Source organism: Staphylococcus lloydii, assembly GCF_015775975.1.
Classification (GTDB): domain Bacteria; phylum Bacillota; class Bacilli; order Staphylococcales; family Staphylococcaceae; genus Staphylococcus; species Staphylococcus lloydii.
On the sequence record NZ_CP064056.1, the window covers coordinates 311,992 to 325,582 of the forward strand.

A 13,591-nucleotide genomic window follows, 5' to 3' on the forward strand; every position below is an offset into this window, starting at 1 on the left:
GGAAGTAACGTGGTTAGTTCCATTTGCATTATTGTAATAAAAATAAACAATGAAAGGGTTTTGACTATGATTAAAAGAACTGGTGAAAAAGTATTAACCTGGATAGGTATTGTAGTACAATTTCTACTCGTTATTGGACTAGCAATTACATCTTTATTCATGGGTAACTCAAGCTTTAAAAGTGAAGTAACGACAAGTATTCAAGAAAACAATCCTTCTGCAACATCGTCCGACGTGACGAATATGACAGGTATGTTGAAAAGTTTTGTATCAACGGGCATTGTCATTAGCATTATTGTATTAATTTTAGCGATTATCGCTGCATTACTAATTAAAAAGAAAGCTAAATTAGCAGGCGTAATCTTATTAATTTTAGGTATTGTATCACTATTATTTAACTGGATTAGTGCAATTTTATGGATTATCGCTGGTATTATGTTATTAGTAAGAAAACCTAAACCTACTGATGATTCACATGGTCCAGATGGTCGAGAAGACGATATTCATAACGCAAACGAATCTGACGAAAAAGGTCATGATGGTGATAAAGGTTCTAATAAAAAAGCAACAGGCGCAGCGGTTGGTGGAGCTGCAGCAGGTGCAGCAGCGACTGGTGCCGTTGCAGCCTCTCCAAAAGAAGATAAAGATGATGTACAAGAAAGAAATGACGAACATAATCAGAGCGATAAATCACAAACAGATCATAACAATCGCCAACAAAGTGGTTATGTTACGAATAACAAAGGTAATGACAAAGATAGTGTTGGACAAAGACGTGAAGACGAACGTCATGGAGAACAACGTAACAATAATGTAACTGACAACAGAGGTAACGACAAAGATGTTTATTCAAATGACCGTCGTGAAGAAGGTAACAGTCAAGATGTAAACAACAATGATAGAACTACAACTGACGGTAGAAATGATGAAACATACAATGCAAGTACAAGCATTGATGATCGTCAGCAAGAGCCAAATGAACAAGCACGTGACACAGAATTTAATGACAATGATACGAACTCAAGCGCAAATAATTATAGCGCAGACGAAAGCCAAGATATTAAAAATATCGACGTAATAGATAACAAAGATAGCGATAACGATTCAGCTTATGCTTATCGTCATGTAGGTGAAAATCAACACGAATCATCTTACAGCACGAGTAATGATAATCTACAAAATAATAATACGAGTAATGACAGCGTTGATGATCGCCAACAAACAACAAGTGATAATTATAAAGGACATGATACAAATGTGAGTTCTAATAATTATCGTGGTGGCGAACGTACGCAAAACGTTACAAATGCTGGTGTAACTGATAACAAAGGCAATGACAAAGATTTTAGTTCAGCACAACAAAATGATAATACTTCATCAACTGTTCAAAGTAATGATGATACTAATGGAAATTATCATTCAGGCGAAACAGATAGCCAAGGTGTGCATGAAGATATTAATGATAGCTTCCATCAATCTGGTGAACGTCCTGAACGTACTTCAAGTCAAGGCGACAAAGTGGATGCAAGCACACAACATGATACAGAAAGTCAGCAATCTTCATCTAGTTTCGTAACAAATAGTAAAGACAGTGATAACGATTTTGGTAACACTAGCAATAACGAAGGAAGAAACAATGCTAATCAACAGTTTAGCAACCAAGGTGACCAAGACGTACATGAAGATATGACGAATAGCTTTGAACAAGCTGGTGGAAGTGAGCAATCATCAACAAGTCAATATCAATATGACGACAGCCACAGTCAAGAAGATAAAGTGGATGCAAGTACGCAACATGATACAGAAAGCCAACAATCTGGACCAAGCAACGTAACAGAGAATAAAGGCAATGACAAAGATATTAGTAATCGTGATAGCCGTGAAACACGAGACAATTCCAATTTACGTAGCAATGTAGAGAATACGACAGACGTAAATTCAAAAGAACGTCGCGTAGACGATCAACAAAAATCAGCTTTCGATGATGAAGGCTCGACTAATCAAGAAGAAAACTATAATAATAACTTATTCAAAAATCGTGTGAATAAAAACAAAGACGATGTTGAAAAAGATACAGATTCTGAAGATTATAGATTTTAATAATAAGTAAAAGAAAGAGGAGTACATCTAGATGTACTCCTCTTTTATTCGTAATTTGCCGGCAATGTCTTTACTATTAAAAATAAGACAAGAGTTTGTATGACCAGCATGATGCCAAGTCCTATTCTTATTAAAATAATGTCTACCATAATAATTGAAAAACCGACTACGATATATAAACTGATTAACATTTTAAATTTTTGTTTGAGTGTATAACCCCGATATTTTTTGAAATTATGCACGTATTCTTGATAAATTTTGGTGGCAACGAGCCAGTCATGAAATTTTGGTGAGCTTCTAGCAAAGCATAATACGGCAAGTAAGATAAATGGGGTAGTTGGTAATAAAGGTAAAATGGCACCTAAAAAACCTAAAATAGTAAAAAAGAAACCTAAACAAATTAATAATATTCTCATGATTCTATCCTTATTTAAGTAAGATTTTGACATATTTTATGTGATATCACATGGCTTGTCAATATTGAAACACATGCAAAGCATGATAAGTTTGCAAGACAATCATTTGCGTCAGCGCCGCTATTCATTTCGTCAAGCTGACTTTTCATCTTATAAGTCATGCAAGTTTTCTTCGATTTCTGCTCTTCTATCTTCAAGAAATTCTGGTAAATTTAAATGTTTACCCAAATCTTCTATAGTAGTATCTACTGTGAAACCAGGCTTTGCAGTCGCGAATTCATACATGATTGAATTTTGACGATAATATAATGATTTAAAGAAAAATCTATTGATAATACCTGAATTATTGCGTGGTAGCGTATTAATTTTGTCATAAACTGCTGTGAGATCAGCGTCGTTAGGCGTATTTACAGCGATATGGTGTACGTATCCTCGTCCCGGTTTAACTCTCTCTCCTTGTTGTTCAATAATAACAAAGTCCGTATATAAGCCATCTTCGTCTAAAGTTACAACAGTTTCTGCTGTACTTAAATTATTTCTAACTTTATAACCTAAGTCATCAGTTAAAAAGTTGAGCGTAGGTGTTTTATCACGTAATCTAAGTTCGACAGGGCCTAAACCAAGAATCTGATAGTCGACTGGCACGTCGGTATAGCTATTGTTGCGCCATTTGTTAGGAACTTTATAATCGTCATTGACGACTAACATAATTTCTAAATCGTCGATGTCTTTAAATAATAATGCAGGTCGACCTACATAAGTCATTGTTGTCGTTGTAATGTTAGCGTGTTCTAAACGCTTTTTGAAAAATTGTAATGCCTCTAAACTTGGTACGAGCAATGATAGGCGATAAATAGAATTTGTACCAGGTCGATTTTGGCCGATATTAGGAATTTCAAAGAAACTTAATAACGTGCCTTCCGTACCTATTTCATCTCCAAAGAATAAATGATACATCGAAGGGTCGTCTTGATTGACTGATTTTTCTACTAAACGTAAACCTAATACATTTACATAAAAATCTCTATTTGCTTGTGCATCTTTTGTATACATAGAAATATGATGGTGGCCAATAATGTTCATAAATATCCTCCTTTTAATGAAACAATATACTAAAAACAACAGTAATGATAGTTTTTAAGTTTATAGTACGATAGAATAATGACATTAATTAGAAAAGTAACTATAAAGGTGGGGAAATAATGGAAGTTATCTATTTGGCAGGCGGATGTTTGTGGGGTGTCCAAGCATTTGTTAAAACATTGCCAGGCGTTGTCGACACTGAAGCGGGTAGAGCAAATGGACAAACGCAATCATTAACGAGTGATTATGATGGTTATGTAGAATGTGTAAAAACGACGTTTGATCCTCATGTTGTATCGGCAACTGAGTTAATAGCATACTTATTTGAAATTATTGATCCATATAGTATCAACCAACAAGGGGAAGACGTTGGCCCAAAATATCGCACAGGTGTATATAGTGATGATGAACAACATTTACAAATTGCTAAGGCATTTATTGCACAGCGTGAAGATAGGGACCGAATTGCAGTAGAAGTTTTACCGCTGGCGAATTATATTCCGAGCGTAGAGGAACATCAAGATAGGCTAGATAAATATCCCAATGATTATTGTCATATTCCTGCCACATTAATGGAAAAATATAAACAATAACGTTGTAAAAATACATCTCATGTTAGATACTAATGATAGCAAATATAATTTGTTGTAAAAATGAGGTGTTGTGTGCATGATATTTATTATGATGTCTCCGCTATTAATAGTATTATTTATAGTTATGGCTATATTGGAAGAAAAGAAACGTAAGAAAAAATAAGCTACTTACGACAGATATATGAATAAAAAGTGTGGAATAGCTATCTTAATTGTAGATGGCTATTCCACATTTTTTATTTAATCGGTTAAATGAGCGATTTGATTTGTGTCTTTAATATGCCACTTAGCTTCATGAAAATAAATATTACTCAAACCACCATTTGCTAGCCTAGCGTCACGCTTGTGCTTATTGTCAGTATCATATATATCTAAAATTTGATGAATAGCAGCGCCATGCGTTACGATTAAAACTTTTTGATTTGGATAATCGTTACTAATTGTTTTTAAACCATCTGTAAGACGCTGGTTTAGTGCGTCAGCAGATTCCGTATTATTGCTATATTTATTAGGGAACTTTTCACGACGTTCTTGCTCTGTTAATCCTTCTGCACCTCCAAAACCACGTTCTATAAATTCTGGCATAACACGTAAAGGTATATTTAAATATGTATTAATAATTTCTGCTGTATCTTTGGCACGAGATAAAGGACTTGAAATGATAACGTCCCACGATTGTTGTTGTAATATATTGCCGCATGCTTGGGCTTGTAATTTACCTGTTTCATTTAATGGGACATCAGTACGCCCTTGTAATTTACCCGCCTTATTCCAATCTGTCTCTCCATGTCTGACTAAACATACTTCAGTCATCGTAACAGCTCCTTATTTTTAGTTTACGTGTGCATTTGTTAAGTTAATTATTTTCTATTGTAATAAAATTTCATTTGAATAGTAAAGCATTGTAGGCGAAGTTTTAACTAAGAGATTGCAATTACTTAATTTAATCATGTACACTGTAGATATTTTAAATTAATGATTTTGTATATGAGGGAGTGTGGTTAGTGTGAAATGGAATTCTGAATTATACGATGATAAACATAGTTTTGTAGCAAAATATGGGGAAGGTATTGCTTCATTTTTAAATGTACAAAATGGAGATAATATACTCGATTTAGGCTGTGGCACGGGAGATTTAACTGCTAAGATTGCACAGAAAGGTGCTACGGTAACTGGTCTCGATGCTTCTCCTGAAATGATAACTCAAGCACAGAAAAAGTTTCCTGATATACACTTTGAAGTTGCAGATGCATCAAGGTTATCTGACGTACAACAATATGATGCGATATTTTCAAATGCTGTACTTCATTGGACGTTTGAACATTTAAAGATATTTGAAAATTGTTATAACGCATTAACAGATAATGGAAGGTTTATAGCTGAATTTGGCGCTTATCATAATATTAAAAGGGTATCAGACGCGATTGAAGATGCGATTCATAATTTAGGTTATACATATCGACCAGATTATTTCCCGTGGAATTTTAGACAAGATGAAGATATTAAAAATGATTTACTTAAAGTAGGATTTGAAGACGTTACTGTAGAAAGCTTTGATCGCCCGACACCGTTGGAAGGTGAAGATGGACTCGTCAATTGGTTAGTGATGTTTAGTGATAATTTACTTAAAGATTTTACAGATAAAGAGAAACAAAATGTCTATCAAGAATGTTCGAGGTTATTACGAGATGATTTATATGAAGCGGGACAATGGACCGTTGATTATAGAAGAGTTCGTATCTTTGCATATAAATAAATTATTAAAGGCACTGCGCTATTACTTAGCGTCAGTGCCTTTTTGAATGTGTAATTTAAAACATGATTCTTGAGAGATAGATGACAGTAGTTACTGTAATGACACTTAGTAATGTGGAATAGAGTACGACTTGTGCATGTAATTCTGGTTCTACATCATATTCCATTGCAATCGTAGAGGTGTTTCTAGAAGTAGGGAAGGAACTAGCAACGAATAGTGATTGTGCTACGACACCGTCAATTTTCAAGATGTAAATGATAGCTAGTGAAAGTAAAGGACCAATAATCAAACGGCCAATTAACGACCACGTAATAACTCGATGTAAGAAACGCAAACGTATTTTAGCTAGTTGTGCCCCTAATAATAGTAGCGCAACTGCAACAAAAGCATCAGATAATTCTTTTAAAGGAATATGGACAAATTCAGGTAATGGAATATTGAAGACTTGAAAAACAATGCCTAAAATAAGTGCATGAAAAATAGGTAATCTTAACAGTGAAATAATAATCCCACGTAAAGTTGTTGTTGCAGAAAGTAAATTATAAAGTCCATAAGAATAAGTTAATAGATTTTGGAAAATAAGAATGAATATTTGTATAGAGACTCCGATTGGGTTGTGTGCGAATACGAGTTGGCTGACAGGCAATCCATAATTTCCTGAGTTCATTAAAGAAATACTGTTTTTTAAAGCTGCACCTTGAGGTTTATCCAACTTTAGTGACTTTGCAAGCCCATTTCCTAACAACATTAAAATGATTGTATAAATTATTAAATAGAAAATAATATGCATCATAACATTCATGTTTACTTTTATATCAATAATATTGATGAAAACTGCCGCTGGCATTAAACAATAAGTAATTAAAGTAGAAAGTTGTTTTAAATCAAAAACGAATTTTATTTGAATTAAAGCCCCCACAACAATCAATATTAAAATTGGTAAAATAACTTGTAATAAAATAAAAACAAACATAGTATCCCTCTTATCTATATAAATCCTTCTAAATAAACGTGCCTACCCTTGCATTGTAGTGATTACTTTAACCTTAGCATACAATATTCATAAGTTTAAGTAATGGTTTATAATGTTTTGCGATAACTAAAAGTTATAAAATATTAATTTGTACCATATGTTACATACTTCAAATGACATTACTTATTACATGACGTAATACTTTGAAAGAGAAATGAAAGCCTAAAAACCGTGGTGCCAATTTTGTAATTAAATTACAGAAAAGGCAGAAAAATTACAACGCACGGAAAATTATTATGCGTCAATTACAATGTAATAACAGCGCCCACAAAGTTAAATTTATCTGTTAGTGTGTGTCTTGTCGTTAAAAAACGATGAAAAAATACAATTATAAAGTAAACATGTAATTTATGAGCCACGAGATTCTCATTTAACTAATAAAATTTTTAACTATATCTATGGAGGATGTTTAATTATGAAAAAGATCGCTACAGCTACAATAGCAACAGCAGGTATCGCAACTTTAGGAATGGCACATCAACATGCTGACGCAGCAGAAAATAATGGACAAGGTGGATACAACCCTAACGATCCATCATCTTACAGCTATTCATATAATATAGACCAACAAGGTAACTATCATTACAAATGGCAAGGTAATTGGAGTCCAAACCAAGCACAACAAGGACAACAAAATCAACAAGCGCAACAAGGACAAGCTGGACAACAAAACAACCAAGGTCAACAAAACTATAACTACAACTACGGTACAAATAACCAAACACAATCTTACACAGCTAATAATGCTGGCGGAAAAGGTGCATCTTATAGCACTTCAGACAAAAACGTAAAAGTACAAACACAAAGTGCGCCTCAATCAAATGATGATTCAACAGCATTTTCTGGTAAAACATCAGGCGGTGGCAATGCATATGATGCAGGACAATGTACTTACTACGTTTACGATAAAGTAGGTGGAAAAATCGGTTCTGACTGGGGTAACGCTAATAATTGGGCAAACAAAGCTGCTCAATCTGGTTACACAGTAGATAACACGCCTAAATCAGGTTCAATCCTACAAACTTCACAAGGTGCTTACGGCCATGTTGCATACGTAGATAGCGTAAGCAGTGACGGTTCAGTAAAAGTATCAGAAATGAACTATGGTAAAGGACCTGGCGTTGTAACTTCACGTACAATTTCTGCAAGTGAAGCAAGTTCATACAACTACATCAAATAAGTAATAACCCATTTCCCGTAGATTCTTGAGTGAATTTACGGGTTTTTTTAAATGTCGAATAATAAGAAGTTGATGATGCAAACGTCATTATAAAACCAGCAAACTCTAAAAAAGCTAGCAGAAATATTCTGTTAGCTTTTTATGTTATGATTTTGTGTTTTTTACTTCATTCTGTTTTATTTTTTAGGTCATTGTCAGTCACGGTCACTTTTAGCTTAGCAATGGTTATAATAATCTTTTGATAGAAGTAATATTTGGGAGAGACATTACAATGAATAAACTGCGACATATACTAAAAATCATAATCATTATAGAGGTGCATTAATATGATGCCAATGAAGCCAGGACTCATTAAATACTATAGTTTTTGTTTCTTGTTTTACTTTGTTTTTGTCATGTGGGTACCACTCGTGCATAGTGATTGGCAATGGCATAGTGTTTATGGCATTAAATTGTTGCGCAATCATTTCGTCGATATTAATGGACGTTATTTGAGTAATTTATTGGAATTTTATGCTGTGAGGAGCGAAATTATACGTTGGTTGACTTATAGTTTTTTTAGCTTAGGGATCATTTTCGCAATTGTACAGTTTATAAAAGTTAAGCAAAAAGCACTATATTTTATGCTCACTTTTGGTTTAATGTTGCTCATCCCTCCATCTCTTTTCAGTCACACTTATGGATGGTTTGAAGGTTTTTATAATTATGTACCGGCTACTGTATGTGTGATTTATAGTTTATGGTATGTTATTTCAACTTTTAATGATGTTGCTATATTAACGACAAGGCATCACATAATTTATTATGGCGTAAGTTTATGTGGTCAATTATTTTTGGAGCAAGCCACGTTATTTAATGTCATAGTAATAACTAGTGCTTTAATAATTTATAGCTCTCGGTATTATCGCCTACATCCTAAATTAACTTTAGGCGGTGTTTTAACATTCATAGGCGTAATTATTCTTTATGCGAATACGACGTATGACAAATTGCATAGTGCGATAAAAATACCTCAAAGTGGCAATGAATTTACAACGTTAGCTATACGCAGTTTTCAAAATTTAACGGTATCGATTACCAATGGTGTGTTTTTCAATAATATTATTATTTTAACGTTAATTACTATTGTATTAATCGTTTTGTTAATACCTAGTGATGATTTTCGAAGTGTGGGATTATGGGAGAAAGTGCTTATTTGTAGTGGGTTGGTCGTATTTCAATGTTATACAGTTATCATTTATCAAAATTTCAATTTCCACGAGTATAAACATCTTATCATTTTAAATATCGTTAATTTCTTTATGGCGCTCATCTTTTTAATATCTGTAGTCATTGCTATTAATTATGTTGCGCTTGCTAAACACCTTAAACAAACACTACATATTTTATGTGGTTCACTCGTATTTTTAATGACTACGTATAGTTTTTATAACGACATTGAACATGGCTATTTCTATATTACTTATATCATATGGGTTATTATATTATTAATATTATTGGCACAACTTGAATTACAGAGAAAGTGGTTTGCCATTGCGGTAAATAGTGCGGTGACAACAATATGTTGTACGTATATTTGTATTATGTTTTATGTGGATTACACAAACGATGTCCGTATTGGCCAGTTAAAATATGATTATCATCATGATCCTTTATTAACTTCATATAAAGTTGAAAAATTACCGTTTGAACAACTTTTACAACAACCGACGCCCAATAATAAAAAATATGAAAAGTTATTTAAACAATATTGGAATGTTCCCCAGGATATAAAAATCAAATTTGTCCCTTATCATAGCGTGAAAAGAGACGACATTTAGCCAAACAAATTTGTGGAGGCAATATAAAATAGAGGCTGTGACAGTTGATTGTCGCAACCTCTATTTTTGTAGGCATTAAATTTATTGAAATTGATAACTGTTATGTCCTTTAGCGAAACCGCGTGCAGTAAATAACCAAGAATCACCACCTGCTTCAATATCGTTAGCACATATAATCAGTTGATCTGTGCCAGGGATAAAAGCTGGATGTGTCGATCTAAGCATATGCCCTTCGTCTCTGTTAGGCATTAAAATTTGTCCAATTGGATAACCACGTTTGTTAAACACCAATACTCTGCCTTGGCCATACATAGCGACATAAAGGTTATCATCACTATCGATGCAACAAGAATCTGGACCTTCATGTCCTGTGAAATAGTAAGGAATAGAAGCGCCAAATGGTGCAATAGATACACCATCTTCAAGTAACTCAATACGATGTAAACGATTGGCATTTGTTTCAGTGACCCATAAAACTGATTCGTCAGTACTCAACGCTACACCATTCGCTACTGATATATTTTGAATTACAGGGGTAATTGTTTGGTGGTCTGGTGAAACGTAATAGACGCCACCTAGTGGGTTAGTGGAGTACCCTCTAAAGTCTGTGAAGTAAAAGCCGCCTTTACTATCAAATACAAGGTCGTCTATGCAATACTCCGTTGTAATATCATTAATAATATCTTCAAAGTTATTGCCTGTATCATCCACTGCATAGATACCACCGCTACTTTCAAAATCACCTAAATAACATACGTAGAGTTTGCCATCTTTGTGGATTTTTACTGCAGCAGGATTGGTTTTAGTGGATTGGAAAACAGTAGAAACTTGTTTTTCTGGTAAGTCTACGCGAAATACTTTGCCGCCAAAAACTTCACATAGAAATAAATTATGTGCTCTATCGAAACATAATCCTTCTAATTGTAAGCCTTCATCTGAAATTTTAACCCATGGCTCAGCTGTAATAGTTTGCAATTCACTTTCGTTAATAATTGGTACTGCAGATTTAGACGCACCTGTATAAGTTAGTGCAGGTAAATTTTGTTCTGACAATGTATCCATCCCCTTTAAAAATTGTGAAATAACGATTTATATCATTTGATATTGTGCATTTAAGGCGAGTATAAAGCAAATTTTAGCAAAACGCTAATGTGAAAAAATATATTAAAATGAAAATATTTCTTTGAACATGAAGTGTAATATGTTAAAGTGTAGTAAATACTTCACAAATAATGATTGTGAAGTATAAAAAATCATTTATTTTGTAAGCGCTTACTCATTTTAAAAGGGGCTGTCACGATGAAAAAGAAGTTTAATATGCCGAATACGTTTGTAATATTATTCGTTATTCTCATAATAGTTTGGCTATTGAGTTTTATAATTCCATCTGGTGAATTTAAAACAACTGGGAGTAATCATACAGTGGTTCCAGGTAGTTTTAAATATATTAATGGTGGATTTGTTAATGTCATGGATTTGTTTATGTCAATTCCGAAAGGACTAATTGATACTTCTGATTTAGTGTTTTTAGTATTAATTATGGGTGGGGCAGTAGCAGTTATTGAAAAACAAGGTACTTTTAATTCAGCGGTTCAAAAACTCGTAGATAAAACCGGTGGCAATATATATTTATTAATTGTTGTAATTGGTATTACTTTTGGTTTAATTCATGCGTTTGGTGTTAGTGCCAATGCAGTTATTGCTTTTATTCCATTAGGTGTTATTTTGGCACGCAAGTTGAATCTTGATGCGATAGCCGGTGTAGCTATCGTATATTTAAGTTATTATGTTGGTGCGGTTGCACCGATATTCGATCCGATTGCATTAGGTATTGCACAAACGATAGCTAAGTTGCCGATATTCTCTGGAACAATGTTGCGTGTATATATGTTTATTGTATTTATGATTGTGACATTGTTGTATGTTATACATTATGTAAGAAAGATATCTAAAGATCCAAGCAAGAGTATTATGGGTAAACAACGTTTCCAAAAAGAGGTTGTCGATGAAGAGGTAGAAGCGCGTTCAAACTTCACAACGGCGCATAAAATAATAATCATATTATTTTTTATGACTATATTCGTATTTGTTTATGGTTCTCTACAATTAGGATGGGGCGTAAATCAATTGTCAGCATTATTTTTAATGGATGGTATTTTAACGGCAATTGTTGCACGCCAAACGCCGAATGAATTTATAGAAACATTTATGACTGGTGCGAAAAATATATTGTTTGGTGCGCTGATTATAGGTGTGGCTAGATCTATTACTATATTGATGCAAGACGCAAAGATTTTAGACACATTAGTTAATGGACTTTTTATCCCGTTAAGTCATTTAACACCGATGTTAGGTGCAATTGCGATGTTTATTTTTAACGTATTATTCAATTTGATCGTACCTTCTGGTAGTGGTCAAGCAGCAGTGGTTATGCCTTTAATGACACCATTGGCAGACGTGTTACATATCACAAGACAAACAGCAGTTATCGCTTTCAAATTAGGTGACGGTATTACGAATATGATTACGCCAGTGTCTGGTACATTAATGGCTATATTAGCAGTGGGTGGCGTACCATTTGCAAAATGGGTAAGATTTGCTTTTCCATTAGTAATTATTTGGTCAATTATTGCAATTATCTTTGTCATTATAGCAGTATTGATTAATTATGGACCGGCATAATAACAATTATAAGAAGGTGAAAAGTAATGGAAACTGTAACGTATCAAGACCCTAGTTTATCAACATACGATATATATGAATTTGGCAATGGCGAAGGAACTGAAGTCGTTATTACAGCAGGTATTCATGGAGTAGAACAAACTGCGATTTATGTGGCGCGCCTATTTGTTAAATATTTTGAAGACCATGGCGCGAACGGTAAAGTTAAGATTATTCCAGTATGTAATCAAGCAGCGTATTTTAATCGTACGCGAACGTCGCCATATGACCAATTAGATTTAAACCGTATCTTTCCTGGGGATGCAAATGGAACACAATCAATGCAATTAGCGCACAGTATTTGGCAAGATACACGAGGCGCTGACTATATTATCGACTTACATTGTTGTGGTCAGCATGGTTCTACGTATGTGATGTCCCTCTATAGTCAATTTGAACATCAGTCTGCTTTAGTAAAATTATTAGGTTTTCCTGATGTGGTACATTCTGGTGGTGCGAGAGGTCAATTGTTTTTAGAAGCATGTGAAGCGGGTCAACAAGCTCTATTAGTTGAGTTGAAGGGTGGTCAGCCTGACGGTATGATCGATTTTGATGCAGCAGATAAATGTTTTAAGCAATTATTAAATTTCTTCAAGTATACTGGCAATATCGCAACTACTGATATTGATAAAATTGTAAAAGCACATCCTGTACGTTTTCACGAACGTATGACAACTTTAAAAGCTGAACACCATGGGTTATTTGTACCTTATGTTAATGCGGGAGTACATTATGAACATGGTACAATTCTTGGTAAACTTAATAATGAAAATATAACAGCACCATTTGATTGCTATATCGCAGCAATCAATTATCCAAGATATTGTTTTTCTGGGGAAAGAATGGTGCGTATAGCAAAAACTAAAGACTGACGTTTTGGAGGAGCTTA

12 protein-coding genes are annotated in these 13,591 nt (G+C 34.0%); 7 read left to right on the forward strand and 5 right to left on the reverse strand.

Translation table 11 applies throughout. The features are described from left to right. Positions 1-66: 66 nt before the first annotated feature. Complete coding sequence (locus tag ISP08_RS01385; RefSeq protein WP_195719076.1) at positions 67-2,100, forward strand: DUF4064 domain-containing protein; 2,034 nt, start codon at positions 67-69, stop codon at positions 2,098-2,100. A gap of 44 nt (positions 2,101-2,144) precedes the next feature. Here the strand turns inward: ISP08_RS01385 and ISP08_RS01390 are convergent, their stop codons facing one another. Beyond that, positions 2,145-2,516, reverse strand: coding sequence for a YbaN family protein (locus ISP08_RS01390; protein WP_080985262.1), 372 nt, complete (start codon positions 2,514-2,516; stop codon positions 2,145-2,147). A gap of 150 nt (positions 2,517-2,666) precedes the next feature. Then, positions 2,667-3,599 carry a VOC family protein gene (locus ISP08_RS01395; RefSeq protein ID WP_195719077.1) on the reverse strand — a complete coding sequence of 311 codons (933 nt, stop codon included), beginning with the start codon at positions 3,597-3,599 and terminating at the stop codon, positions 2,667-2,669. A 119-nt stretch (positions 3,600-3,718) separates the two neighbouring features. Here ISP08_RS01395 and ISP08_RS01400 point away from each other — a divergent pair, with 119 nt between their 5' ends. Further along, positions 3,719-4,192 carry a peptide-methionine (S)-S-oxide reductase gene (locus tag ISP08_RS01400; protein ID WP_195719078.1) on the forward strand — a complete coding sequence of 158 codons (474 nt, stop codon included), beginning with the start codon at positions 3,719-3,721 and terminating at the stop codon, positions 4,190-4,192. A 240-nt stretch (positions 4,193-4,432) separates the two neighbouring features. On the opposite strand, the gene ISP08_RS01405 is transcribed toward ISP08_RS01400, so the two are convergent. Next, complete coding sequence (locus ISP08_RS01405; RefSeq protein ID WP_195719079.1) at positions 4,433-5,005, reverse strand: histidine phosphatase family protein; 573 nt, start codon at positions 5,003-5,005, stop codon at positions 4,433-4,435. A gap of 193 nt (positions 5,006-5,198) precedes the next feature. Here ISP08_RS01405 and ISP08_RS01410 point away from each other — a divergent pair, with 193 nt between their 5' ends. Beyond that, complete coding sequence (locus ISP08_RS01410; RefSeq protein ID WP_195719080.1) at positions 5,199-5,948, forward strand: class I SAM-dependent methyltransferase; 750 nt, start codon at positions 5,199-5,201, stop codon at positions 5,946-5,948. A 55-nt stretch (positions 5,949-6,003) separates the two neighbouring features. Here the strand turns inward: ISP08_RS01410 and ISP08_RS01415 are convergent, their stop codons facing one another. Next, entirely contained in the window at positions 6,004-6,921 is a 918-nt protein-coding gene (locus ISP08_RS01415) for an AEC family transporter (protein ID WP_195719081.1), read from the reverse strand. A 475-nt stretch (positions 6,922-7,396) separates the two neighbouring features. Between ISP08_RS01415 and ISP08_RS01420 the strand changes: the two genes are divergently transcribed. Continuing rightward, a complete protein-coding gene (locus ISP08_RS01420; RefSeq protein ID WP_048793707.1) occupies positions 7,397-8,161 on the forward strand; it encodes a CHAP domain-containing protein in 765 nt (254 codons plus the stop codon). A 326-nt stretch (positions 8,162-8,487) separates the two neighbouring features. Continuing rightward, entirely contained in the window at positions 8,488-9,981 is a 1,494-nt protein-coding gene (locus ISP08_RS01425) for a hypothetical protein (RefSeq protein WP_195719082.1), read from the forward strand. Positions 9,982-10,062: 81 nt separating this feature from the next. On the opposite strand, the gene ISP08_RS01430 is transcribed toward ISP08_RS01425, so the two are convergent. Then, positions 10,063-11,034: an SMP-30/gluconolactonase/LRE family protein gene (locus tag ISP08_RS01430; protein WP_195719083.1), complete on the reverse strand. Its 972-nt coding sequence runs from the start codon at positions 11,032-11,034 to the stop codon at positions 10,063-10,065. Between the two features lie 246 nt (positions 11,035-11,280). Between ISP08_RS01430 and ISP08_RS01435 the strand changes: the two genes are divergently transcribed. Together ISP08_RS01435 and ISP08_RS01440 are read left to right on the forward strand one after the other, a co-directional pair. Then, positions 11,281-12,663 (forward strand): YfcC family protein, encoded by a 1,383-nt coding sequence (locus ISP08_RS01435; RefSeq protein WP_229294155.1) that lies wholly within the window; start codon positions 11,281-11,283, stop codon positions 12,661-12,663. Between the two features lie 26 nt (positions 12,664-12,689). Next, positions 12,690-13,574, forward strand: coding sequence for a succinylglutamate desuccinylase/aspartoacylase family protein (locus tag ISP08_RS01440; protein WP_195719084.1), 885 nt, complete (start codon positions 12,690-12,692; stop codon positions 13,572-13,574). Positions 13,575-13,591 lie beyond the last annotated feature (17 nt).

Bases quoted from the DNA above. Each gene is read 5' to 3' on its own strand.
- ISP08_RS01415 (WP_195719081.1), bottom strand. From the start codon at position 6,921: ATGTTTGTTTTTATTTTATTACAAGTTATTTTACCAATTTTAATATTG.
- ISP08_RS01400 (WP_195719078.1), top strand. From the start codon at position 3,719: ATGGAAGTTATCTATTTGGCAGGCGGATGTTTGTGGGGTGTCCAAGCA.
- ISP08_RS01440 (WP_195719084.1), top strand. From the start codon at position 12,690: ATGGAAACTGTAACGTATCAAGACCCTAGTTTATCAACATACGATATA.
- ISP08_RS01385 (WP_195719076.1), top strand. From the start codon at position 67: ATGATTAAAAGAACTGGTGAAAAAGTATTAACCTGGATAGGTATTGTA.
- ISP08_RS01420 (WP_048793707.1), top strand. From the start codon at position 7,397: ATGAAAAAGATCGCTACAGCTACAATAGCAACAGCAGGTATCGCAACT.
- ISP08_RS01405 (WP_195719079.1), bottom strand. From the start codon at position 5,005: ATGACTGAAGTATGTTTAGTCAGACATGGAGAGACAGATTGGAATAAG.
- ISP08_RS01390 (WP_080985262.1), bottom strand. From the start codon at position 2,516: ATGAGAATATTATTAATTTGTTTAGGTTTCTTTTTTACTATTTTAGGT.
- ISP08_RS01425 (WP_195719082.1), top strand. From the start codon at position 8,488: ATGATGCCAATGAAGCCAGGACTCATTAAATACTATAGTTTTTGTTTC.
- ISP08_RS01435 (WP_229294155.1), top strand. From the start codon at position 11,281: ATGAAAAAGAAGTTTAATATGCCGAATACGTTTGTAATATTATTCGTT.
- ISP08_RS01395 (WP_195719077.1), bottom strand. From the start codon at position 3,599: ATGAACATTATTGGCCACCATCATATTTCTATGTATACAAAAGATGCA.